The organism is Macellibacteroides fermentans (assembly GCF_013409575.1).
Taxonomy (GTDB): domain Bacteria; phylum Bacteroidota; class Bacteroidia; order Bacteroidales; family Tannerellaceae; genus Macellibacteroides; species Macellibacteroides fermentans.
This window is the reverse complement of sequence record NZ_JACCCY010000009.1, coordinates 1-26850: the sequence shown is the minus strand read 5'-3', so window position 1 is coordinate 26850 and position 26850 is coordinate 1. Positions and strand designations below refer to the sequence as shown.

The window sequence follows — 26850 nt, the reverse complement described above, 5'->3', positions numbered from 1 at the left end:
TACGTGCCAGCTACGGTTCGGTTGGTAACCGCCCCAGTGCTTTGTATCCTCAATATGCGCTTTATAGTTTGAGCGAAAGTTACAACGAACTGCCGGGAGCAATTCTTAATCAGGTTAAAAACGACGATCTTACCTGGGAAAAGACCTATACAACCGGTGTGGGTGTAGATGCTTCTTTCTTTAACCGCGTACGTGTAACATTGGATTATTATCATAAAAATACTTCGGGTTTACTATATCAGGTGCCATTGCCCGGTATCATCGGGGTTACCAGTATCTGGCGTAACGTAGGTTGTGTACAGAACGACGGTTTCGAACTTTCGGTTGGTGCCGATATTATCAAGTCGAAAGACTGGAACTGGAGTGTGGATGCAAACATCGGGTTAAACCGTAACAAGGTGACCGAACTGTATGGAGATAAATCTGAAATTATCGTTGGCGACGGTGCCGGTATCGCCGGTTCTGCTTCGAAATTGCTGAAACCCGGATTGGATGTGGATACCTGGTATCTTACAGAATGGGCTGGTGTTGATCCTGAAACGGGTAAGGCTCAGTGGTATAAGACCGATGCCACTGGCGAAAGGGTGAAGACTTTCAGCTACGGTGATGCTTCTAAGAATCAGATTGCGATAGATCGTTATACTCCCGATTTCTTCGGAGGATTCTCTACCAACCTGTCATGGAAAAACTTAGATATGTCGGCTGTATTCGGTTATTCGGTAGGCGGCAAGATTTATAACTATGCCCGTGCAGAGTACGACTCGGATGGTACCTATACAGACCGTAACCAGATGAAACTGCAGGATGGCTGGAGCCGTTGGGAGAAGCCCGGCGATATCGCAACGCATCCGCAAGGAATTTATAACAACGGTACGAACTCAAACAAAGCCTCTTCTCGTTTCCTTGAAGACGGATCGTACCTGAAACTGCGTAACCTTACCATTGGTTATAATCTGGCTTTGCCGGAGTGGTATATCTCGAACCTGCGTCTGTTCGTTTCTGGCGAGAATTTGTTTACGCTTACCGATTACTCGGGTGTTGACCCGGAAATACCTCCCCATGATGGGAAAATCACAGGGGTGACAACGGCTGTGTATCCGTCTACCCGTAAGTTTATGTTTGGCCTTAATGTAACATTTTGATTGTAAGAAAAGATGAAAAAGATACTAACAATAGCACTGGCAGCCGCATGCTCATTTACGGCTTGCGACATTGAACGGTTGCCTTATGATAAATACTCGGCAGATAAAATCACCGAAGATAAACAAGCCTCGCTTGATATATTATTGAATGGTTGCTACGCTCAGCTGAAGGGTTGGTCGGATGTAATGCACCGCGTTGGCGAATATGCCGGCGACAATATGATGATCAGGGGTTCGTCTACAGATGCTTTCTATACGTTTATCTCCTATCAGCACACGCCATCCAACTATCGCCTCAATACCTTCTGGAATAACAGTTATAAGGTGATCTCGCAGGCAAGCGACCTGATGAAGCTGGTTGAATAGGGCGAGACTCTCGAAGTTGACCAGCGTCTGGGTGAGGCTTACTACCTGCGTGGTACCATGTATTTCTATCTGTGCAGAGCGTATGGAAGGCCTTATTATCAGTCGCCCGAAACAAACCTGGGGGTTCCCATCGTAAACGGATTGCCGGCCGACCTGAACAACCTGGTTTTGCCGGACCGTGCTTCGGTTAAAGATACCTATGCGCAGGCAATTGCCGACCTCCGTAAAGGTGAGGCGCTGATGAATGAAAACAAGACAGCCGCCTATGCCACCCGCGAGGCAGCTCAGGCCATGTTGTCGAGGGTGTACATGTACATGAGCGGTACGTACGAGAATCCAAATACAACCTATGCAGATTCTTCAATCTACTATGCTAAAAAGGTGATTGAAAGTGGTCGTTACCAGCTTCTCAACAGAGAGAATTTTATGAAATACAATACATTCTCGCCCGAAGACGGAGCTCAAACTGAAACCATCTTTGCAGTTAAGCGTGTATCGTCCGAGTTTTCAGGATACGATCATTACTACGGTATCGGCGGTATGTATGCCAACATCGACGGAATGGGTTGGGGTGAAATGTATGCAAGTGCCAAGTACCTGGAATTGCTGGATGAAACCGGACGCGGAAAAGATGCCCGTTCTGCATTCATCGTCCCTCAGTATGTAGGTCAGGATGAGAATAAAAAGATTGAAGCCTTCCGCTTTATCAAGGATGTTTACAATGCAAGCGGTGCGCAGACAAACTACAACTATGTTCAGAGCCCTATCAAATACAATACGGATGGTTCTTTGTATGTGCAGATAACAGAGCAGGTTGACGGAAAAGATGTTACCACTACCTATCAGCTTACCGAATTAGACAAGGAGCAGGGTTATTATTCAATCAACTACAAAGGCAAGACCTATAAAGGGGTGAAAGATTACATGATGCTCCTGAACAGGGTTTATCCGATGTTCTACATTTACAAGTGCTCAAAACAGGAGGGCGAATCTCATTTGCATTCACCCATCATCTCCCGCCTGGCAGAGATGTATCTGAACCTTGCAGAGTGTTACGCCAAGAAGGGTGACTATGCCAATGCTGTACTTAATTTGAATGTGATTCGCGAGCGTTCGTTACCGGGTCAAGGTTATACTTCGCTTAACGCATCCAATGCCGCCAAACTGATTGATAAGGAAAGACAATTGGAGCTTGCTTACGAAGCAGAACGCAGTTTTGATGTATACCGTAACGGAGGAACATTGACACGTCATTATCCGGGTCCGCATAACGCCATGGAAGAAATTAAGGCAACAGATACACGGGTAGTTCAGTTTATCCCGCAAGATCAGATCAATGCTTACGCAAGCATTAATTGTAAATTGACACAAAATCCCTAAGGATTATTAATAAAAAAACGGACAACAAAACGGATTAATTCCGTTGTTGTCCCGTTTTTAATTTGATAATTGTTTGTTTCGTAAATTTAAACCTTTAATTTTGCGAATTAAACACACACAAAACGTATTATAATTAATTTATTTTAAAAATGGAAAACACGCGCCGATCATTTCTTAAGAAGATGACAGTTGCAGGTATCGGAACTGCAGGACTTGCAGTAGCCAATAACGCTGTAGCAGCTAATTTATCAGAAACACAAGCAAAAAAGAAACCAGCCGGAAAAGACGACGGTAAACTTCGTTTTGGTTTTATCGGAACCGGATCCAGATGTCAGGAACACATTAACAATGTGCTTGCCATTGAAGGAAACAAGATTGTGGCCATTTGCGATATACAGCAAGGACCGCTTGACAGCACACTGAAACATATTGCCAAATTTAACGTAGCGGCTCCAAAGGTATATACAGGCAGCGAACGTGCATTTGAACAGATGCTTAACAACGAAGAGTTTGACTGTGTTATCATTGCCAGCCCATGGGAATGGCACGTACCTATGTCTGTTGCAGCTATGAAGGCCGGCGTTCCGTACGTAGGTGTTGAGGTGTCTGCAGCCAATACGCTTGAAGAGTGCTGGGATTTGGTTAATGTATCCGAAGCAACCGGCAGTCATCTTAATATCATGGAAAATGTATGTTATCGCAGGGATGTGATGGCTGCACTTAATATGACCCGTCAGGGATTGTTCGGCGAGTTGATTCATGCCCGTTGTGGTTACGAGCACGATTTACGTAATATCAAATTCAACGACGGAAAGAACTATAGTTACATACCGGGCGGCGAATTGAAGATGGGTAAAGAGGCTTTTGCAGAAGCTCAATGGAGAACAAACCATTCTATCACACGTAACGGCGACCTGTATCCAACTCACGGTGCCGGTCCGGTTGCCAACTGTTTGGACATCAACCGTGGTAACCGTTTCCTTTCATTATCGGCAATGGCTACTCAATCGCGTGGTCTTCATAAATTCGTTGTAGATAACGGTGGCGAAAATCATCCTTTGGCTAAACTACGCTTTAACTGTGGTGATATTGTTACTTCTATGATTAAGTGTGCAAATGGTCAGACTGTTATTGTTACACACGATACCAACTCTCCACGTCCTTATTCTTTAGGTTTCCGTATTCAGGGAACAGATGGCTTGTGGATGAACGACGGCGATCATGTATACATTGAAGGAAAGTCGGCTAAACCTCACTACTGGGATGATTCTGATGAGTGGTTCAAGAAATATGACCATAAATTGTGGAGCTCACTTGAAGCGAAAGCCAAAGAAGCTGGTCACGGAGGTATGGACTTTATCATGATGTACGACTTTATCGACGCAATCAGAAATAAGAAACCGGCTCCGATGGACTGCTACGATGCAGCGGCATGGAGTGCTATCTCGGGCTTGTCTGAGATGTCGGTTGCCAGAGGCGGTGCGGTTGTTGACTTCCCCGACTTTACTCGTGGTCAGTGGATTCACCGTAAACCGGCATTTGCTCTATAATAAATTGTAACTTTGATCTATGTCTTACTTTCCGAAGTAAGATGTTCAATAATTGATATATAATTTTACCTGAACAAGGGTGTCTCCGTTTGATGAGGCACCCTTTTCTATTTACAGCATACTTGTTTTGTATTAATGATTCCCTGCTTAGCCTTTCGCTTACCCTGCCTGTGGAGCTTCGTTATTCTGGCGCATGTTTGAGTAGTTAGTTCTTATACTTTGTAATGCAAGATTGTTGTTCTTTTGTATATTTTATTACTTTTGCTCAAAATACAAGATGTGTGATGAAAGAGCGTTTCCATATTACAAGAAAAGTCCTTATAGGATATGGCTTACTTATCGCAGCAGCCATCCTTTCGGTAATCTACATTTTTAATATTGTAGAAGAATTTGCAACAGAAAATACAACGGATGATATCTCCAGGCGGAAAGTGTACCTGGTTACCAATACGCAGTCGCTGCTGTACGAAAGCGAAGCATTAAGTCAGTTTGTTGACTTTGGTAAAAAGGCTGATACTACCGAAGTGAATCCCGGAGCGATTCTGGATGAAACCTTCGATCTTGCTCAGCGAAATTTGGATTCGCTCCGTATGCTGTCCAACGATTCCTCCCAACATGTCATTATTGATACGATCAGCTCTCTGATCGAACGTAAGAGATATAACACTAAAGAGCTCCTTAGCATCTGGAATGATGCCGATTTTGAAAAGCTATACAACCAGAACATCAATAAAGTGCTGGCATCGCAGGATAAACTGGCCAAAGAGGTGGCTATGCTTAAGAAGGTGCAGGTGCATGAAGACACGGTGTTTGTAAAGAAAAAACCAAAAAGTTTCTTAAAACGGGTAGCCGATGTGTTTTCTCCTTCAAAAGGAGACAGCGGTGTAATTAGACGATCGTCCCGCGAGTATATAGCGGATAAAACGGGAGGAGCATATAATCCGTCGGATACCATTTCGAGTGTATTGAAACGATTGCAGTGCAATGTAGCCGGACAACGGAAAGAACTTTATGCACTTATTGTAGAATATGCCGGGAAGTTGAGATACGATAACCGTCAGATCTCCCGCGAAGTAGATAGCATGTTGCGCGAAATCGAGAGTCAGGAGCTGAACGCTTCACTGGAAAGCATGAACAGCAAACAGCAGATAATAGGTTCAGCTTCCCGGTTTATCGCGGCGGTTGCCATACTCTCCGTCATAATTGTTCTGTTGTTTGTCTACCTGATAGCTAAAGACGTATCGCGTAGTAAATTCTATCGCAGACAGTTGGAGAAAGCCAAGAAATATGCGGAAGACTTACTGGTGATGCGCGAAAAGTTGATGCTTACCATCAGTCACGATATCCGTGCCCCGCTATCTTCGATTATTGGATATACCGAATTGCTGCAACGGCTCCATCCCGATGGGAGACAGCGATACTACCTGAATAATATGAATGCTTCTTCGGGGCATATACTGGCATTGGTTAACGACCTGTTGGATTTCCATCGCCTCGAGTCCAATAAGATGGAATTCAATATTGTTCCGTTTAATGTATCCTCGCTTCTAAACGAAATCTATCTCAGCTTCAAGCCCATGGCAGATACGAAAGGTTTGAAGTTTGTGATACACGAGAAGAATGAGGCGAAAGATCTTTTTATGGAAGGAGATCCTATCCGAATCAGGCAGATTATCAGCAACCTGCTTTCCAATGCCATTAAATTCACGTCAAAGGGATCGGTCGTATTGGGCTATGAAGTTACCCATGAATCTGGTAAATATACTTTACACATTATTGTTTCGGATCAGGGATGTGGCATTCCGGAAGCCGATAAAAATAAGTTATTCAATGAGTTTACCCGGGTTGCCGGAAGTGAAGGCGCCGATGGATTCGGACTGGGATTGGCCATTACTCATAAGCTGGTAGTGTTGATGAACGGTACGCTCTCCTTCGAAAGTGAAGTGGGGAAGGGCAGTATGTTCTGTGTAGATATCCCATTGGCTGCAACCTCGGTACAAGAGGTGAAGGCGGTTGATGCGGATCTGTCAGCCGTCCAACCATCCGACTCTAAACCATCTCTTCACTGCTTGCTGGTTGACGACGATCCGATACAGCTTGCTCTGGCCAAAGAGTTGCTTGGTTATCAGGGGATACTTGTGGAGAAATGTTCCGATGCTTCGAAGGTAAAAGAGCTGCTTCAGAAAGAGTCCTATGATTTTGTGATTACGGATATACAGATGCCTCAGATGAGTGGTTTCGAACTTCTTAAAGTGATCAGATCGCTTGATAATAAGGAAATAGCATCGATGCCTGTGGTTGCTCTTTCCGGAAGCGTTCCCAACGACTCCGATCTGGCAAACGCCGGTTTTACTGCGTTTCTTACCAAGCCCTATACCCTTAAGCAACTGCAGGATCTGGTAAGAACAATTTTCCCGGATCATATTCCTGCTGCTTCCGAATTAAATCTGGATGCACTTACGGCATTTGCCGGAGACGATGCACAGGCGTCTAATGCGATTCTGAAGACCTTTTGCGACGAGACCAGTCATAATCTGAGTCTGTTTAAGAAAGCTTTGGAGAAAAAGGACAGGAAAGAGGCAGCCCGACTGGCACATAAATTCTTACCCTTGTTCTCTATGATCGGAGCGAAGGATCTGACTCCTGCGCTGGAAACGTTGGAGAAGAAGTCGGATCCGCTTTCGGATGACGAATGGTCGTCTCTTATGACCAGCTCAATCGATAAAATTGGAAAGATTGTTTCCTCTATACGGCATAAGATTGTAGATTAATTCCACAGGTGTGGCTGCGATTCCTCACTCCTTATATTCTCATTTACGGCCCGTAATTTTACTATGGTCTGTAAATGAGAATATTAATATTATTCTCAAAACAAACGATTCTTTGGCATGATTTTCGATTCTCTTTTAATAACGAACCTGGTTAAGAATGAAAAAGTGGAGGTTGAAGATCATGAAGAAGGTATTTGTTTTTATTGTTGTTCTATCTAGTGTGGCAGCATTGACAATGTTTGTATAAATTGAGAATAAAATATGAGTAGTAATGCAGTAAAAATGGAGGAGAGAGTATGATTAAAAGAAAAGAATAAAAATACGAATTTATTTAAGTCTGCAAAACACAAGGAAGCGCCTCTTATGGGGTGCTTTTTTGCTTTCAAAGCTTCCTACGTGCAGCCAAATTGAATTTTTTCAAAATCATCTGTCATCTCTCATTTTTGATGGAAGATCCCTTTATTGATGAGGGTTCCGGGCATGACAGATGCTGTGTGACAGATGCTTTTCATCTGTCATCTGTAAGCGTCTCCACGATGCCGCCTTGTATGGTTTAATAGATTGTAATCAGGCATCCGACCACTTATTATGCTTGAAATTCAATCCTATAGGATCGGGAAATGATTCATATATCTTTGGGCGAAAGTTCATATATCTTTGACAAACAGTTCATATATCTTTGATGAATGATTCATATATCTTTCAATTTTAGAAGTCATAGGAAACAACGCAAAATGTATATACATTTTAGAGAAAAAGTACCTGCAAATGAGAAGCGAAGTACCTGCAAATTTTCCCTTAAGTAAAAAATATTTTTCCCTTAAGGGAAGTTTTTTTTTCACTTAAGGGAAAATTTACGCAAAGGGGGTGTTGTGACTTTTACTGATTTAAGTATGACTTTTACTGATTTGAGTAGACACTTTTTGATTCTTTAAACTGAGAAACCAGACATATCAGAAATCATTCTACTGAAAGTCTGGACACTTTCCCAAAATCCATCCTGAAATAGTTTACACCCGATGGTTATACCTGAACCAGACATGCTTTTGTGTAAGGGCGGCAGGAGTTCGATACTCCAATCAGATTTCAATAGGAAGTAACTTTTGATGCCGATAAAAATGTTCTGTTTAATTAACTAAAAATTTGGTTGTGAAATAAAGAAAACATATTATTTTCGCTGCGGTATTTTTTGATACTATATGTAGATCAGTAAATCAATTAATTAAAGAAGTTATGAAGAAATTTTTAATTGCTATCGCAGTGTTGACTAGCGTAACAGCTTTGACCGTTAATGCTCAGGATGCTAAAAAAGCTCCGGCTAAAAGTGAAGTAAAAAAAGAGCAGTGTGATAAAAAGAAAGAATGTTGTAAAGAAAAAGCCGACAAAAAGAGTTGCTGTACAGCTACTGCCGACAAAAAACAATGCTGTAAGGAGGCTGCAAAGAAAGAGGCAAAATAATAAATTAATTGAGTTTAATATACAGAAAGGAGTCGCTGCTTACGGGGACTCCTTTTTTGTTAATTACGCAGATAAAGAAAATGGCCCTTTATCAATAAGATTAATTTTATTACTTTTGTATATTCTTAATTCTGAAAATAATTATGGTGCGGATTCTAATTGTTGAAGATGATCTGACTTTTTCTTTAATGCTCTCTACATGGTTGGGTAAAAAAGGATTTGATGTCACTTCGGCAGCGAATGTGAAAGATGCGAAACAACATCTTTCCGACAAAGATTTTGAACTTATTATCTCCGATTTACGATTGCCGGATAGTGATGGGATCGATTTATTGCAATGGGTGAAAGTCCAGAATCCTCTGTTGCCCGTAATCATGATGACAAGTTATGCCGATATTCAAACGGCAGTCAAGGCAATGAAGTTGGGGGCTTCCGATTATATATCCAAACCGGTTCAGCCGGATTTATTGCTCGCAAAAATACATGAAAATTTAACCAGCCCTGTTGAAGCTGAAGAAAAACAGCCCGAAGAGACCGGTTCGTACATTGAAGGAAAAAGTCAGCTGGCCCGGCAGATGTATGAACATGTACGTTTGGTTGCCCCAACGAATATGTCTGTGCTGATTAATGGTTCCAGTGGTACGGGTAAAGAACATATAGCTCGCCGGATTCACGACTTGAGTAAGCGCAGCGATGCTCCTTTTGTTGCCGTGGATTGCGGGGCGATTCCCACAGATCTGGCAGCTTCGGAGTTTTTTGGGCACATAAAAGGATCCTTTACCGGAGCAATTGATAATAAGATAGGGGCATTTGAAGCGGCGCATGGAGGGACACTCTTTCTGGACGAGATAGGAAACCTTAGCTACGAAGTACAGGTGCAATTGTTGCGTGCTTTGCAGGAACGCAAAATTAAACCGATTGGGAGTAACCAGGAGATAACAATCGATGTACGACTGCTGTCTGCTACCAATGAAAATCTAAGGTCGGCGATAGATAAAGGCGACTTTAGAGAAGATTTGTATCATCGTATAAACGAATTCTCCATCCGGATTCCGGATCTTCGTGAAAGAAAAGAAGATCTTATGTTGTTTGCCAACAATTTTTTGGATGTTGCAAATGCAGAGTTAAGTAAATCCATTCTTGGATTCGACAATGAAACGATCAATTTGTTCCAAAGTTATGGTTGGCCGGGAAATCTGCGCCAGATGAAAAATGTAATCAGGTATGCTACACTGCTTGCAAAAGGAAAGTATATAACATTAAATGAATTGCCGGAAGAATTTAAACAAAACGGCCATAATCAGAATTTAACGCACGAACCCTTGCGCAACGAAGATCATGAAAAAGAGTTGATACTTTCAGCCCTGTCACAAACCTCAAATAATAAGTCCAAAGCAGCTCAAATACTAGGTATTGATAGAAAAACACTTTATAATAAAATAAAATACTATAATATTGAACTTTAAAGTGTGTGTAGATGTTAAATAGTGAAATCCTGGAGTAGATTTTAAGTTCTGATTTACAACAGAGTATTTTGATCGGGTGAAAATAGATATTAGGTTAAAAATGTTTAAACGATTTAAAATAGTCTGAGATGAAATGTAGTAGGATTTAATTAATTACGTAAATTTGCAACTGAAATTTTCCAGATGAACACAAAAAGCTGAGATTACGATAAATCTTGGCAGTTATTAGTACCCAAAGAATAATAGTTAGACTATGAAACCGATGTTTAGAGTTTTTTCTTTTACTGTACTTACAAGTACCTTACTTTTTTCCAGTTGTGTGAAGGACCTTTACGACCCGGAAGTTATTGCCGAGAAGAACCCTGATGCCGAAATCCCTGTAGGATTTAAGTTTACGACCACCAAAAACGTAAATTTAACCGTAAATGTAAACGATGAATACAATGGTGAGAAATTTTATTTGGTGGAAGTTTACAACCAGAATCCATTGGCCAGCAACAGTAAATCAAAACTTCTTACTGCAGGAGTAGCCACAGGAAGAGCTCCTTTTGTTGAAGATATTGTTGTATCTCAATCGGATAGTGTTTTGTATATCAAACAGATTGATCCTCTGCAAAGAGAAGTTGTTATGATTGTAGATGTAACATCTGCTACAACCGCAATCTGTGATTTTTCCACTAATTCCATAACAACCAAAAGCACATCCAGCTCTGTGGTTAATACACGCGCTATTCCTGCCAGTGCAGATAGAGCGAGTGATTATAAATTACCGGCAGGAAGCACTACTTTAGGTGCTGGTGCTGTAACCCTTGCGGCTAATAAAAGTTATTACCTTCCCGAAGGCGTTACAAACAATCAGATTACTTTCCCCGGAGGACAGAATAAAATTGAATTATACGTGGCTGGCAGCACCACTTTTAGTGGACAGTTCCCATTAACAGATGGTTGCAAAATTGTGGTGTTACCTAAAGGTACAGTTACAGCAGGTTCAGACCTAAATTGGTATGGACAGAATATCGTAGTGGCCATACATGAAGGAGGAACACTAAACCTGAATGCTTCTAATTCGAAAATTGGAGTCAACACCCTGGTTATTAATGACGGTACATTAAATGCAAAGAATATAGAGATGGGATGGAACAATCCTAAGATTGTAAACAACGGTACTTTAAATTCGCAAGATGTTGAGGTTACCAATGGTGCCGGAATCCAAAATAACAATCTGTTTAATGTACGAAAACTAACAGGTAATTCTACAACAAAGCTGGAGAACAACGGCGAGATAAAAGCGACTGAAGTTTCGTTGACCAATAAGTTTGTGATTGATAACAATCACCACATGGAGATTGCTTATCTGAACTTTGGTGGCGGCGGCGGAACATTGAATAATAACTGTTTTACCGTATGCGACGACCTATATACAGAACAAGGAACAATTAATTCTGCGTCTGGTTCATTGTTGGCTTGCAAAGACTTCTGGGGTAATAATTCGACTATTACATTAAAAGGGAATGCCATATTCTCGATAGGAGATGTTGCTGCCTATAATTTACCAACAAGTACTGCTGTAGCGAATGGAGCTGTTTTCAATTACCATGTTGAAATTAATGGGGCAAAAGAAAGTAACCTTGAACCACTGTTCTATATAAAATCAGGAACAGTAGGTCCGACTTCTAATTTTTCTGAACATTTATCAATTGTAGGATCTATTGAAGCTGCTATAACTCCAGCTTATGATTCACGATTATTGTATAAAACAACAGGAAATGTCAAATTGACAAAGAGTCCTCAAACAGCCATCGCAGAAACAGCTTGTAACGGTTCCGGAGCAACTGAAGATCCAGGTACGGGTACGCCAACAAATCCATCTTTCCCAATCAAGGTAGAAACAGGAAATGAATATACCTTTGCTATGGAAGATAACTGGCCTGCATTGGGAGATTATGATATGAATGACTTTGTATTTACAATTGATAAAATATCCTATTCGAAAGGAAACAATAATAAATTAGCTACGTTGTCTTTCGAAGTAACACCTGTTGCAGCAGGAGCAACCAATCGTTTGGCTTTGGGGGTACAATTTGATAAAATTGCTTCAGGAAGTTTGTCTTTAGTATCTTCAACAAGTAGTATAGGTACGAAAGAAAACGGACAGGAGAAAGCGAACCTAATTCTATTCCCGGATGTATACAGTACCTTTGGTGTTTCATCACCAGGTATAACAAATACGGATCCTTCTAAAACTAAATACGCTTCAAAATCATATAAGTTTGAAGTTGCATTTAATAACAGTGTTTCGGAATCTGATATAAATATTTCTAATTTGAATTTTTATCTGATCATTGGACAGAATAATGATATAAACAGAAAAGAAGTTCACTTGGCTGGTTATAAGCCTACCTCAAAGGTGAAAAGTGATCCGTTGGATTATACGGATTACAATAATATGGTATGGGGATTGTTAATTCCTACTGCCGATTTTAAATATCCTATAGAGGCGGTTAAGATTCAGGATGCATATCCTAACTTCCTGAATTGGGCTAAGTCGGGAGGATCCAACAATGCGAGTTGGTACTTGTCACCTCAATCCGGTAAGGTTTATAATAAATAAGTATTATCTACAATTATATAAAAGGATAAATGAAAAACAAATCATTTATCCTTTTTTTATGTTTACAGCTTCCATAATAAAAAATAATTGTATATTTAGGAATTATATGTGAAGTGAACCTGTCTGTAATTATATATACATTATTAGTATCTATTTAATAGTGAGGCTATTTATTGCTTAAGGTTTATTCTGAATTATAGTATGTAGACTGTATTTTTGGGACTTAAATCGAATCGTATGGATAGTATTATAGGAAACTTTTCGGATCAATTAGTAATTGAAGACCTTATAGATATTATTGGAGATGAAGAAATTTATCGGATGGCTAAATTCAAAAAAATCTTTGATTTATTGCCATGCGGTGTCGAAGTGTTGGATGAAAAGGGAGTCGTTGTAGTTTGTAACAAGGCAGATAGGGAGATATTTGGTGTGAATGAAGACGCCTTCGAGGACTTTAACAACTTTAATGATCCGAATGTTTCCGATGAAATTTTACAGGAGGTTTATAAAGGCAACGCTTTCAATGTATTGATAACATACGATTTTTCGAAAATCACTTACTCTTCTATATACAAAGATTGTATAAAATACTTATCTGTTAGAGGGATCCCTTTATACACAAAACATCAAACCATTAAGGGCTATTTTGTAGTGATTGTGGATGATACGTTGCATCACCAGCAACATGCCATACTGGAAGATAGTTTTACTAAACTGCAGGTTGCTATTAATACTGGTAATTCCATAATATGGGAATACGATGTAGTCAACAATCAGGTATTTATTGACCCAATTCTCAATAATTGTAAGGATAATAGCCTTTTGCAATTTATTTCCAGGATAAGTTTTCAAAATAAAGAGAAATTCTACGAGTCTATATAGTACTCCCTCTTTTTCGACCACTTGATCAGCCTTTTACCTATATGAAGGCCTTTTAATATTTTTATTCGTTTTTTTCTTTTCAATGCTTTTTTAAGGTATGAGTAGATTCATGCAAGGCCAGCCCGTAGCTTTAGCGAAGGGTTGTTCATTTTAGCCTTTCAAGAATCGGAGCATACCTTTTCTTTGCATTTAAAAGAAAAGAACGCTCAGGCAACCGTTTTATACACCACACCGGGAATTTGTCTTCCTATCCCCTGATGCGCCCGGTTGTAGTTGTAATATTGCATATATTTCCTGATTCCTTTATAAAGCTCCAGTCCGTCATCACACGGATTCAAATATACATACTCTTGTTTGATCGTGCGCCAAAATCGTTCAATCCAGATATTATCCTTGGCACGTCCTTTTCCATCCATGCTGATTTTAACGCCTTTTTCTTTAAGCGTTTGGATCCAGGACGGATTGGTGAACTGAACACCTTGATCCGAGTTGATGATTTCGGGTGCACCATATTTTCTGATCGACTCTTCAACCAGATCCAGGCAAACACTTTTCTCAAGCGTATTTGACAAGCTCCAGCCCACAATGTAGCGACTTCGCACATCCATGATAGCTGTTAGATACATAAATCCCTGTTTCATTGGAATGTAACTGATATCTATGGACCATACCTGATTCGTCTTTACAATGTCAAGACCTCGAAGCAGATAAGGGAGGATGTACTTGCGGGCACCCGGATTACTCAAGCTTTTTTGAGGATATTTGACCCGGATATTCATCAAGCGCATCAATCGTCGGATTCGTTTGTGGTTTATCTGAAATCCATTTAAACGAAGCATATCCTGCATCCCCAACACGCCACAAGTGGGATGTTCAATATGGTGCTTATCCATCTTTTGCATTATTTCCAAATTTTCAGGACTTTCTCCTATCGGTTTGTAATACAGTGTACTTCTTGGTATTTCCAATAATTCCGTTTGTGAACGAACGCTGAGCTCTTTATGCCTGGGATTTACAAGTTGTCTCATTTCTTTTTTAGACCGGCTCTCTTGCAGGCATCTGCTAAAAAATCCCGTTCGACGGTCAGGCGGCCGATCGTAGCATGTAGTTTTTGAATTTCCTCCTCACTGTCCTCTTTTTCAGCTGATCCAGCTCCCTCAAAAACCTTGCTGCTGCCATTTAAAAACTCTTGTTTCCATTTACTGATCGTCATGGCACTTACTCCAAAGCGATGAACCAACTCACTTAGCGTTTCTTGTTCCTTTAAGGCTGCAATAGCAACCTTGGCCTTAAATTCGGCCGTGTAATGTGTTCTTTTCCCCATCTCTAAAATACTCTTTTTTGATTCAAATTAAACCCTTTTTATTCGACTTCACAAGTGGTCCAGGTTTTGGGGAGTATTATAAATGTATCCGATAATTTTAAGTACGTCTATTTTAATTCGGAGGCAGAACATGTTATGAATAGGCGGGCAAAAGATATATTAGGGAAAACAGATTTTGATTTATTTCCGGATCAAACATGGGCCTCCGAAATTAGGAATAAAGATTTAAAGGCTATCGCGGAGGGTCGTTTGAGTGAATATGCTGTAAACTATAAAGATCCTTCCGGAAGGATACGCATTGTAAACGCACTTCGAACACGTGTTCAATCGAAAAATGAAGTTTATTTAGTGGCGATGCTGTGGGATATAACAGAACAGCACAACAATGAATTGGAGCTTATTAAAGCCAGGGAATCCGATCGTCTTAAAACGAATTTCCTGGCCAATGTAAGTCACGAGATACGTACTCCCCTCAATGCAATAATCGGTTTTGCTTCAATTGTGGGTGATGCCCATGACGAATTTGAACGAAATTATTACATGAATATCATTAATGAAAACAGCAACCAGCTTTTAAAGCTTATTGATGACATAATTGATTTATCTTCGTTGGAAGTCGACAAGTTTGAATTTAAAATGAGAAGTGTAGAATTGAAAGACATTTGTCGGTCTGTTTATAATATGTTTAGTCAGAAAACTAAGCCGGAAGTGAGTTTTATTTTTGATAATAACATCTTACCATCAGTCTTTTTGTACACCGATCCGAAACGACTACATCAGGTATTGTCAAATTTAATTGATAATGCCGTAAAGTTTACGATTAAAGGAAATATCCGTTTTGGATACGAAATCCAATCTGAAGAAAATACCGACAAACAATTTGTTCGTATATACGTAGAGGATACTGGAATTGGAATCGATAAAAATTATAATCATGTGTTGTTTGATCGCTTTTTTAAGGCCGACAATTTTACGCAGGGCTTCGGATTGGGATTACCAATTGCTAAAAAACTCACAGAAGAGATGGGTGGTGAACTTAAATTTACCAGTGAAATTGGCTGCGGTTCTAAATTTTGGATTAAGATCCCGATCCTGTCAAACAGCTAATGGGAAATTAATTACCTGAGGGTAATGTGAAACTGAATGTTGAACCTTCACCCGGTTTTGAATCGATAGAGAGTTCGCCATTATGTAACTTGATAAAGTCTTTGCAAAGCATCAATCCTAATCCGGAACCTTTTTCATTATTGGTTCCATAGGTCGTGAAATTGATGTTTTTATTTATCAGCTTATCAATCTCTTCGTCTGTCATCCCTTTGCCGGAATCACTTACGCTAACAACTATTCCATTCTCAGATTCCTTCGTCTCAACTACAACTTTACCGCCTGAATAGGTGAATTTCAATGCGTTGGAGACTAAATTTCGGATGATTGTTTTTAACATGTCAATATCAACAAAACCGTTTAATTCTTTATCGATATTTAGAATTTCCAGTGTAATCCCTTTCTGTTCTGCCACAGGGATGTAAATTTGAGCCGTGCTGTCTACAATACTGTTTACATCGGTCACCTGCTTAAAAACTATCTGTTTGTTCAGCCTGTTTTTAGCCCATTTAAGGAGGTTGTCCAATAAGAGGAATATCTCTTCAGAAGTTTTATTCATCATCTTCAACATTTCAAAAACTTCATCTCCAACTTTATCCTTATCTACCATCATTAAAATGGCGTTATTCATCATCTGTAATGATCCAAGAGGAGAGCGAAGGTCGTGAGCAATTACAGAATACAAGGTGTCTCTTGATTCTATCGTTCGTTCCAGTTCTCTTTTTATACGTTTAATGCTGAATAATTCGAACCGGTGGGCTACACGTTTAACAAGTTCTTCCCTTTGAAAAGGTTTCGTTACATATTCAACAGCTCCAAGCTGGTAACCCCTTACAACACTTTGCATATCGCTTAATGCAGACATGATAATTACAGGGATATGATTCGTTTTCGGATTTTCTTTCAGTCGTTGTAAAACCTCAAAGCCATCCATTTCGGGCATCATAATATCTAACAAAATAAGATTTGGATTATGAGTATCGGTCATTTCCAGCGCTTTCTTACCGCTATCAGCTGTTAATAGGGTATAACCTTCCTTCTTCAGAATAGCCTGTACCAACATCACATTGGTAGGCACATCATCCACTATCAGAACGGTATAGTCAGCAGCCATTTTATCACTCATAAGTCTTCCTCCCTTGCTAATCTTATCATTTAGATTACAAATGTATAAAAAATTGAATTAATTCAATAATATATTTTCATTTAACTATTGTTTTTGTCAAAATTTATTCTCTTTTTGCTTTTTCCCAACTTCCTTTGCCTTTGTTTCGCAATAAATAGTTAAATCCCTGTAAAACATTTACGTTCATAAATACAAAATAATAGAACACATATAAATTTCGATATAGCGCGCTGTTCGCCGGATGATTACCACTTATTCTCTGTATCCATTTTTTTTGATAAAATTAAATATTAAATCCATTTTACATTGTAGATAACTAATCTGAACTTCAATTTTTAATATTTTATTTATGAATAAAGTGATTATTATTGCTAAAAATGTATTCAACACAGCGTATACTTCATTATTCTTGGGTAAAAAAAGATATATTAATTCTAGAATTAGAATGTGGAGTGTAAATATAATAAGAGATTTTTTACCTAAATATGATAATATCTTTTGAATTAGTTTATATTTATATAATTTACTACTTAAATCTAAAATTAAAAACGAAAGGCATAAAGAAATAAAAATGCATGATGGATCACTATAAATATTTTCCTTTAAATTAACTTCAGGTATTCGATCTTTGTACATATAATATAAACCTACTATCAGTGAAATAATATAGCAAAAGTATTTAATCGATTTAATTTTTTTATAGTAAAATCCAGCTGCAAAGAATACTAATACAGTCAAAGCTGAATCTATGTAAAAAGGTAATTTTATTTTATAATTACTAAAAATAAGACCTGTACAAAATAAAAAAGCAATTAATAATAATTTTGTATAGTTCGTATTTAGTGAATCTATAAATCTGAATAAAACACAGACATTAAAAAGAGCCAAGAAAAACCAAAGTGTTAAAGTAACACCATATGGCCTTATCAACATTCCAGGATAAATGTAAAATGGTTTATCTTGAATTAATGATATTATAATAAATACTAAATTTAAAACAACAATAAAATAACCATATGGCACTATTAGTGATCTGTATTTTGTTATTATATACTCTTTCGTTGATTTATTACTGTTATACAATAATCCTGACAACAAAAAAAAGAGTGGCATATGAAATAAGAAAATATACTCTTTAAAAGGACAAAACGTATGACCATAAACAACAAAAATTATTCCAATTCCTTTAGCAATATCAATATTTGTCTCCCTTTCCATAATCAAATAGTATTTATATTTTATTGACTAAAACAATTCTCTTTTTGCTTTTTCCCAACTTCCTTTGCCTTTATTCTGAAATAAATAGTTAAATCCCTGCAAAACATTTACGTTCATAAATACAAAGTAATAGGGGATGAATAGAAATTTATTTTTTATCTGCTTTTTTTCAAATAAGTATCCGGCGTATGCCATAAGATAGAATGTAATCTGTAGAAATAGCGCTACTATGTAAAATGTATCTCCCCTTAATGCCAGCACGAAGTTGATTGGTACTAGCAGTAAAAGAAAAAACGGGGTGATTGTCCATCGCAGTACCCGGTGACTTATAAACTGAAAACTAAGCCATCCGTAACTTAGAATATTAAACATACTTCTTAAACGCCAAACAGATTGTAAACCTCCGGCTGCAATCCTAACTTTTCGTTTTTTTTCTTCGTTCATGTTAAGTGACGCTGTTTCAACTGCATATGCTTTGCTGCAATAGGCAATTTTATATCCTTTTTGAGCAATTATTAATGATAAAATGAAATCATCCAATAGTGTATCTGCAGGCATTGGTTCATACAACTCTTTTCTCACTGCAAAAAGCTCACCGGCAGCACCAACAGCCGAGTAAAGCCTGTAATCCAGTTCTTTTAGTGCAGATTCATATTTCCAATAAATCCCCTCACCGGCAGTGGCAGAATCTTTTTCTTTGGAAACAACTCTTTTTTCTCCCGCTACGCAGCCAACTTTCGGATCGGTAAATTCATATACTATTTCTTGAATAGCCTCTTTATTCAGAAAGGTGTTAGCGTCGGTAAATACAACAATCGGAGATTCAATCAACGTCATCCCCCGGTTCATTGCTGCCGTTTTTCCGTTTCTTCCGGGTTTATGCAGTACTTTTGCATCAGTGTATGCCGACAAAAGCTCAACGCTCCTGTCGTCCGATCCATCCGTTACCCAAACGATTTTCAATAATTCTGAAGGGTAGGAGAGTTCCCTGCAATTTTCCATCTTCTGTTTAATGATCTTCTCTTCGTTGTAAGCAGTTATAAAGAGAGTCACTTCAGGTAAATCAAGCGGCTTTAATTTTTCTTTTCGCTTTACAAAAAACTCTTTAATCTTCACAAGGACATAAAGAATAATCCCATATCCCAGATAAGTGTAAAAAATAACCAGCAGAAAGATCCAGAATAATATTGCCATATTCGATTCGATTATTTTATAAGATTAGAATCTTCATCATTATATTCTTTTTTTGCAGAGAAGACACTAAAAATGTTTTTTAAAGATTTAATAGCTCGAACTTTGAAGCTGTTATATAATGAGCCATCAATACCTACTGTACCATATCCTGTTACTGCTCTAGCTGCAGATTTACGCACGAAGGTTATTTTGCCATATTTCTTTAATCCCAGGGCAAGAGAACCATCTTCACCCCGTTTTATATCTACTCTAATGCCAACTTTTTTTGCATATTCAGTATGATAGGCAAACACCAAGCCTCTAACACTCAATTCCGGTCTTTTTAATGATTGAATAAATAAATGACAATCACGAGTGAATTCGTACAATTTTAAACCAAATGATGAATGATCTTTATCTGGTATATAGCTCCACAATGAGCTTGCTGCAACTACACTGGGTTTCATAAGCGAGTCAACCATAATCTCAACGTATTTTGGAGGATACAGTGTATCAGCATCGATGTTGATATGAAACTTACCTTTAGCATGCTCTAATCCACACTTTCTGGCATAGCCACAACTATGTTGATACTCATTATAATATGGCAACCCAACTGCTTTAAATATATCTTCAGTCTTATCCTGAGAATCATTATTGACTCCAATAATTTCGATTGGATACTTACATTTCATTTCGCTCAACGACCATAAACACCCTAGTAAATGTTTTTCTTCATTATAAGCAATTACAGAAACTGTAACAAGCGGATTATTGCTTTGCAGATTAATGAGATTATTCTTAATTTCATTTATTATCCCGCCAGATATACCAGATATACTAGATAATGAAGTGTTGTATACGGACAAATATTTATTGTACCATTTCATTCTTTATTGTATTAATTTAATAAATTATATACTTAGTTTCTTGTTGAATAACTCATTATAAATTTGAAAATAAATCTGAAGGCAATATTAATCTATTCATTTACTTTTTTATTGTTGGATTTGTTAATTAGTTCTTCAAATAAGAGTTTCCATTGCTCCGCGATATATTCTATTTTGAACCTTTCTGCATTTTTACGAGCCTTAATACCCATTTCTTTTCTTATATTTTCGTTCTCTATTAAGAAACATATTTTATCTGCAAGCTCGTTGATGTCTTCAGATTTAACAAGAATACCATCTTTCAAATTGTTTATAATATCTTTTGGACCACATGGACAATCAAAGGCAATTGGTGGTACTCCACAAGCCATAGCTTCAATAATAACCATTCCAAATCCTTCAAATCTTGAGCTTAGTACATAGATAGAACTATTAATAAATTCACATGCAATATCGTTTGTTGAATGTTTTAAATAACAATTCTGAAGATTATTCTTATTAATAATATTTTCAAGCAATTTTCTATCACCATCTCCAAAAATTAGAAGTTTCCAATCAGGATGTTTTTTTTCAACAAGGCTCCATGCTTCAATTAGTAAATCAAACCCTTTTTGTGGAACGTATCTTCCTGCTGCAATGATTTGTTTATTTTCACATTGAGAAATTCTATCGGGGAAAAAGGATAATGGATTATTTATTGTTTGAACATTCTTTAATTCAGTCCATAACATCTTATCTTCTTCTGTTAGTGTAATAAATCTATCAAGTTTTTTTAGTTGATAGATTAGCTGACTCATCCAGAAAAATGCAATTGATTTCTGGACTATATTAATAATTTTTTCACTTTTAAAATCTCTGTAATTTGCTTTGCTAAAATGAATTTCTCCAATTTTTATACTTCCATCTTTTATAGAATTAAAGAAATTTATTTCTCTTCGAAGTGTAGAAATTGAAATGTCTGGCTTTAAACTAAATAAGCAATCTCTTAGCCTGTTTTTAAAAATACGTTGTTTCTTTAAATATAAAACTGTTTTTTTTAAAAATGATTTACCGTAAAGTTCGTCATAGTTTACGTCTAAGTTAATTATTCTAACCAATGGTGAAAGTGAATAAAATGGTTTTTTATCTTTTCCATCCGTTAATATGATAACAACTTCGTAACCATAAACTTCTGCAAAATAGTTTGCTTTTAAAGTCACAACTCTTTCCATCCCGCTAGGATAATAGAGGGAGGGTATACAATATACTATTTTTAAGCTCATGAGTTAATTGGGGTTTTGAGTATGATTTTCATTTGATTCTTCCAAGATAAATAGTGTATTGATTCTCTTATTTCTTTTGCAGTCATGTTTAGTCTTGAGTAAAAATCAATAATCCGACAAATATCAATTGACTCTTCATTCGCTGGAGCTTTTAATACATATGGCATGTTTTCAAAATCTGAATCAATTTCTGAATATATAAAAGGAATACCTCTTGCTGCATATTCTCTGTTTTTTAAGGTTTTAATGTTTACAATATTACTTCTGTGTCTTGCCAAGCTTGCAATACCAAAATCAGCAAAATCAAATAGTAAATCTAGTTCCAAACCAGATTTTGGTCCATAAAATTTTACAAACTCACTGAGGTTATTGTCTCTTGTTATTTGTTTTAAATCGTTTATTACTTGTTCAATACCATTACCTACAATATGGAAATAAACTTTAATATCTCTATTGTATTTATAGTAGTTAATCATACCTCTAATAACACGATCATAACCATGCCAGGCATGAATATCAGCCACTCCAATAAGATTTAATTCATCAATATTAGTTTTGTTATTCGATTTTAATTTTACCGCATTAAAATCTATTCCATTTGAAATATTTATAGTTTGTATACCCCATATATGTGAAAAATTAGTGAAAGTGACTATTCTGTATAGTGTTTTTGATAATGAATTTCTATATAGCTTGTCAATGTAGTTTTGAAGTCGATCTTTCCAGCTTGCATGAATAAACTCATTGTCGTAAGGATAAGTAGGTATTTCAAGAATAATATTAATGTTATTATCCTTTATAGATTTGAAAAAACTCACAAGAAATGGATTTGCATTTAAGTCATGTCTTACGTATAATAAATTAATTTGCTCTTTAAGAATATAGCTTTTTAATTTATCATAACAAATTCTCTTTTTTATTTTTGCGAATAATCCCTTACCATAATTTTCGATTATTCTATCATTGACCATTCTTTTATGAAAGCCATTTTTATCAATTAAAAGATAAGACAGCATTACTTCAATGTTGTTCTGCTTTAAACCTTCAACCTGGTAAAGGATTTTCTTACTTATCCCGTTGTGCGCTTCAAAACCATGAAAAATAAGAAATAATGCTTTCATTTTTATAAAATTTTGCTAAAAAATAATGCTTTATGTATCTGAAAAAAAGTATCATTTGGTTTTAACTCCGAATAAAAGTAGATTTAAAACCTTATTCTTTCGTATTACATTTATTATGGGCAAAATTAGTAATATTTCAATTAATGCAACTGCTGGAGATATAATACAACTAACAAAAATCATTGGCATATTATTAACGAATGAAAGTTTAATAATCAAACCTTGAAATAATAGATGTATAATATAAATACCAAGAGTTTTTTGCCCAATTTTGGAAATAAATTCAAACCTAGTATTAAAAGTTTTTTTTAAAATTATAAAGAATGTTATAGATCCAGTAATACCAATTGTGTATCTATAGATAATTGTTAATAGGATGCTTTCTGAATTATCAAAATATAATCTCCATCCGTCTATTTTGTAAAAACTCATACCTGATTTATAAATATAATATTCTGTTTTCCATGCATATAACAAAAGAAAGAATAAAGTTAGTGATACAGTAAGAATAATTTTTTCTTTTAATAATATTAAATCTAAATATTTATTCATAAAATATCCTATCCAGAAAAATGGATACATATACTTATCAAGTGCGAGTCTAAAATTATCTGGAAGTAATAAAACTATCAAAAATGAAATAAAGAAGGCTATAATTTCATTTCTAAAGATTCTCATACTTATATATGCTATTAGGAAACAAAGAAATATAGAACGTAAAAACCAATATTTTGTAAAAAAATAATATAAAAGTGTTTTAAAAAGAGAAATTATGGAATTTATTTCAATTTCATTATTTATTGCATTGATAATGAGTAGTATTATGGACCAGCTTAAAGTTGGAAGTAATAATTGTCTTGATTTTCTTAGAATTGTTGGAATAAAAGGACTAGAATTGTCATTTTTTAAAAAAAAACCACTCATTATCATGAAGATTGGCATATGGAATGAACAAATAAAGACATGAATAGGATTAGTCCAGAATGACTCATCGTTCGATATATTTTGTATGGCATGCCCCCATACAACGAGAAAAATTGCAAAACATTTGATATAATCAATATATTCAATCCTATCTTTTGTCATAAATATTATTTAAAAATAAGAACAATACTACATTTTATTTATAGTAAAAATGATAATTTAACTAGTTGAATTTTTCACTTGTTTATCAAATTTACTTGCATTTATACATAGTGCTATACTTGTGAAGAATATAATTGAATTTGGATATTGCATTACATCACTTGAATAGGTTATAAAGAAATAGGCAACAGCCATACTCATCCATGCAATTAATAAGCCTTTTAATTCATAGTCATTAATTTTAAAAAGTAATATTAAAGTAGATTTAATTAAAAGGATTAGTTGAACAGTAAGATACAGAATTAAACCCACAATACCAGTATCAGTCCATACAGAAACTAACCAAGAGTCTGGTGGTACAGGAATCGTTTCTTTAGGCTTATATCTTTCAGCTTTTCCTCCTAAACCAAGACCATATCCAAAAGGTTTATTACTCATATACGTTTTCATTATCTCTCTGTTCCTATCTCTCACTTGGAAAGAAGCATCCTCTTTAGGAGAAAATGCAGTTCTCATTCTTCTTATGTATTGATTGCTTTCTCCAATTGATGTGAACATAAAAAAACAAACTATTAGAATAGAAAAAGTTGAACCACTTATTAATATATTTATTTTTTTTGATACCACAGTAAAATAAATTAAACCAATAAGAGGTACTGCTATTGATGCCCGAGTGCCTGAAATAAACATTCCATAAGTTGCTGCGCAAACAATTAATAAAAAATAAATTTTAGTATAAATTTTCTTAGCATATATTGAAGATACAAAAAAAACTAATGATGCCATTCCCATGTGTATTCCAAAGTTAGTAGCATCTGAAAAAATAGAAAAAAAGCGAATGCCTGACCATATAATATGTGTTGTAGCTCCACCTAATTCAAAAAGAAAATATAATTCTCTCTCATTAAATCCATAGTTTTTTTGCCAATATCCTTTAAATGAAGCATATAAAACAAAAATAGACCAAATATATAAAAGAATATATATATGTAATTTTTTTTTAATTGAAATAGGAACTAATATAGCACAGACAAGAGGGTAAATAGCGTATTGGGTTATTGAAATATTCCATGCTTCAAATACTGCATTTGGATTTGCCAACTCAAGTATGCAATAAATTAACCAAATTGCATAAAATACAAGCATAGAATTAATAGAAAGTTTCCAGTCAATACTATTGTAAATACCTTTTACTATTATTAATATGAATATTAATAAGGTTGTTAGTACGGTTATTGCTCCTAATTTTATATCAATATAACTACTTATGGACAATAATATAAAGTGAGAAATGTAAACAGTATAGAATCCTTTCTCAGAATAAGCAATAATTAGGAAAAGCAAAATAATTAAGAATGGTATTGAGGCAACACCTAAAGCCAAAAGTATATTTTGACTAAGTAATATTTGGTAAAAGTAATACAATAAAAACAACAATATAAGCCATATCAATATTTTTGATATAAGCATATCTTTTAAAAGATTAATAACTTCATTTGGTTTACTTATTAATCTCATATTTAGCAGTTAATTCAAGATGCAGAAGTCTGTAAATTAATCTTCGATATGTATTGTAAGGAGGGAGCATACCGGTATATCCCTCTACGACGTAACGTTCAGCTTTGTTTAAGTAGATTGCTAAATTGTTTTTAGTTAGCTGATTGGATAGTTTATTGGCCAATATTGAGTCTGGTTCTTTCCATCCACGTGTTGCTCTTACAATCAATAAATTAAGATTAGCTTCATTTAATAGATTAGTTGAAATACTATTGGATTTGAGTTCAGGGTATTCAACTAACAGTATATCTTCGTCTTCTATTTTATACAGATCTGAGACACTTTGAGCTATTAAATATTTAGAACTGTAAACGTTAAAATCTTTATCCCAATTTAAATATTTAACTTTTAAGCCAGCATCACACCAATATTGCATTAATTCATTAATGATAAAGCTTTTTCCATCATGCGATTCAGTACTCAGAAAATTAATTATAAAGGGTAAGTTTTCCTTTTTATTAATAAGATAGGGCAAAATTGCGCTACTTAAATATTTGGTTGCAATTGCTTGTACTGCTTTGTCATAATTTCTATACTTGACTAGACTCTTACCAGGAAATGCACCTATAACTTTTAAATTAGTAAATAGCTCAGTACGAACTTTGTCATGTAATGTTCTATCAACTAATTCCAGAAGTATAAAAAAACCTAGAATTAAAAAAAAACTTCCAAAGAACGCAGCAAAAACAACTATTTTACGTTTAGTTGGCTGAGCCTGTATTGGAAACGCCGGAGGATTTAATACTTTAAGCGTTGCAGATGTCATTTCTAAATTTTTCTTTCGCATTAAAGCATCATTATAACTTCTTAAAACTGAAAGATAATTTTGTTCAGTAAAATTAATATTTCTCTCTTTTCTTTTTATAGTTGACCCTACCGGAGCGAAAAATTCATATTTTTCATTTAGTTCACGTCTGTTTTTTTGTATAACTTGTAAATCGGACTTTGCTTTTTCATATAGCAAAACTTGATCTAACCACTGGCTCACAATCGATGATTTAGATATTCCTTCTTTTGTGTGTTTGTCTTCAACGTATTGATTTGAAATATCAGAAAGTTCCTTACTCGTATTTTCTAGTTGTTTTTTTAATGAAGCTAAATTGTTTGTTTTAGATGCTTCTCCAGAATTAAAGCTTTGAATTTCAGAAATTGCTCCTGTTAGAGAAGCTACTTTGTTTAGCTTATTGATAAATTCAATATTGTTTTTGATTTGAATTAAATTATTACCCATGCGAGTTTCAAGCTGACTAATGAGCGCTTTTGCACTATTAAATTCTAATGTAGCATTTTGTTCTCTTAATTCAAACTCTTTATTAATTGATGCAATCTCCTTTGTCTCATCATAGTAATTTATAACTCTTTT

At 36.0% G+C, this 26850-nt stretch carries 17 protein-coding genes and 3 pseudogenes; 9 read left to right on the top strand and 11 right to left on the bottom strand.

Annotated elements, in window-relative coordinates; genetic code table 11:
* The 8 genes and pseudogenes from F5613_RS16285 to F5613_RS16250 form a co-directional block, all read left to right on the top strand.
* Positions 1–1142: pseudogene (locus F5613_RS16285) on the top strand (SusC/RagA family protein); the annotation flags it as partial.
* Positions 1143–1154: 12 nt separating this feature from the next.
* Positions 1155–2888 (top strand): annotated as a pseudogene (locus tag F5613_RS16280) (RagB/SusD family nutrient uptake outer membrane protein).
* A gap of 149 nt (positions 2889–3037) precedes the next feature.
* Positions 3038–4438: a Gfo/Idh/MocA family protein gene (locus tag F5613_RS16275; RefSeq protein ID WP_179400536.1), complete on the top strand. Its 1401-nt coding sequence runs from the start codon at positions 3038–3040 to the stop codon at positions 4436–4438.
* A gap of 284 nt (positions 4439–4722) precedes the next feature.
* Positions 4723–7209 carry a hybrid sensor histidine kinase/response regulator gene (locus F5613_RS16270; protein WP_179400538.1) on the top strand — a complete coding sequence of 829 codons (2487 nt, stop codon included), beginning with the start codon at positions 4723–4725 and terminating at the stop codon, positions 7207–7209.
* A 1233-nt stretch (positions 7210–8442) separates the two neighbouring features.
* Positions 8443–8667 carry a hypothetical protein gene (locus F5613_RS16265; RefSeq protein WP_068183519.1) on the top strand — a complete coding sequence of 75 codons (225 nt, stop codon included), beginning with the start codon at positions 8443–8445 and terminating at the stop codon, positions 8665–8667.
* Between the two features lie 143 nt (positions 8668–8810).
* Positions 8811–10133: a sigma-54-dependent transcriptional regulator gene (locus tag F5613_RS16260; RefSeq protein WP_179400535.1), complete on the top strand. Its 1323-nt coding sequence runs from the start codon at positions 8811–8813 to the stop codon at positions 10131–10133.
* Positions 10134–10386: 253 nt separating this feature from the next.
* Positions 10387–12744 (top strand): LruC domain-containing protein, encoded by a 2358-nt coding sequence (locus F5613_RS16255; RefSeq protein WP_179400534.1) that lies wholly within the window; start codon positions 10387–10389, stop codon positions 12742–12744.
* Between the two features lie 237 nt (positions 12745–12981).
* Complete coding sequence (locus F5613_RS16250; protein WP_179400533.1) at positions 12982–13626, top strand: PAS domain-containing protein; 645 nt, start codon at positions 12982–12984, stop codon at positions 13624–13626.
* A 206-nt stretch (positions 13627–13832) separates the two neighbouring features.
* Here F5613_RS16250 and F5613_RS16245 read toward each other — a convergent pair whose 3' ends face one another.
* Positions 13833–14654, bottom strand: a complete 822-nt coding sequence (locus tag F5613_RS16245) for an IS3 family transposase (protein WP_179398646.1) — start codon at positions 14652–14654, stop codon at positions 13833–13835.
* Entirely contained in the window at positions 14651–14950 is a 300-nt protein-coding gene (locus tag F5613_RS16240) for a transposase (RefSeq protein WP_179398645.1), read from the bottom strand. Before F5613_RS16240 ends, F5613_RS16245 begins: the two co-directional genes overlap by 4 nt.
* Positions 14951–15004: 54 nt before the next feature.
* Here F5613_RS16240 and F5613_RS16235 point away from each other — a divergent pair, with 54 nt between their 5' ends.
* The gene (locus F5613_RS16235; RefSeq protein ID WP_317171269.1) at positions 15005–16057 is read left to right on the top strand and encodes a PAS domain-containing sensor histidine kinase; all 1053 of its coding nucleotides are present in this window, start codon (positions 15005–15007) and stop codon (positions 16055–16057) included.
* A gap of 7 nt (positions 16058–16064) precedes the next feature.
* Here the strand turns inward: F5613_RS16235 and F5613_RS16230 are convergent, their stop codons facing one another.
* From F5613_RS16230 to F5613_RS16190, 9 genes and pseudogenes are all read right to left on the bottom strand, one after another.
* A complete protein-coding gene (locus tag F5613_RS16230) occupies positions 16065–17180 on the bottom strand; it encodes a hybrid sensor histidine kinase/response regulator (protein WP_179400531.1) in 1116 nt (371 codons plus the stop codon).
* A 252-nt stretch (positions 17181–17432) separates the two neighbouring features.
* Complete coding sequence (locus F5613_RS16225; RefSeq protein WP_179400530.1) at positions 17433–18398, bottom strand: acyltransferase family protein; 966 nt, start codon at positions 18396–18398, stop codon at positions 17433–17435.
* 27 nt (positions 18399–18425) lie between these two features.
* Positions 18426–19592 (bottom strand): glycosyltransferase family 2 protein, encoded by a 1167-nt coding sequence (locus F5613_RS16220; RefSeq protein ID WP_179400529.1) that lies wholly within the window; start codon positions 19590–19592, stop codon positions 18426–18428.
* Positions 19593–19603: 11 nt separating this feature from the next.
* Positions 19604–20461 carry a glycosyltransferase family 2 protein gene (locus F5613_RS16215; RefSeq protein ID WP_179400528.1) on the bottom strand — a complete coding sequence of 286 codons (858 nt, stop codon included), beginning with the start codon at positions 20459–20461 and terminating at the stop codon, positions 19604–19606.
* Between the two features lie 92 nt (positions 20462–20553).
* Positions 20554–21672: a glycosyltransferase family 4 protein gene (locus tag F5613_RS16210; protein WP_394353480.1), complete on the bottom strand. Its 1119-nt coding sequence runs from the start codon at positions 21670–21672 to the stop codon at positions 20554–20556.
* Between the two features lie 47 nt (positions 21673–21719).
* Positions 21720–22844 carry a glycosyltransferase family protein gene (locus tag F5613_RS16205; protein WP_179400526.1) on the bottom strand — a complete coding sequence of 375 codons (1125 nt, stop codon included), beginning with the start codon at positions 22842–22844 and terminating at the stop codon, positions 21720–21722.
* A 51-nt stretch (positions 22845–22895) separates the two neighbouring features.
* The gene (locus F5613_RS16200; RefSeq protein ID WP_179400525.1) at positions 22896–23930 is read right to left on the bottom strand and encodes an acyltransferase family protein; all 1035 of its coding nucleotides are present in this window, start codon (positions 23928–23930) and stop codon (positions 22896–22898) included.
* A gap of 57 nt (positions 23931–23987) precedes the next feature.
* Positions 23988–25448: an O-antigen ligase family protein gene (locus F5613_RS16195; protein WP_246303449.1), complete on the bottom strand. Its 1461-nt coding sequence runs from the start codon at positions 25446–25448 to the stop codon at positions 23988–23990.
* A pseudogene (locus F5613_RS16190) lies at positions 25432–26850 on the bottom strand (hypothetical protein); the annotation flags it as partial. The gene F5613_RS16195 and the pseudogene F5613_RS16190, both read right to left, overlap by 17 nt.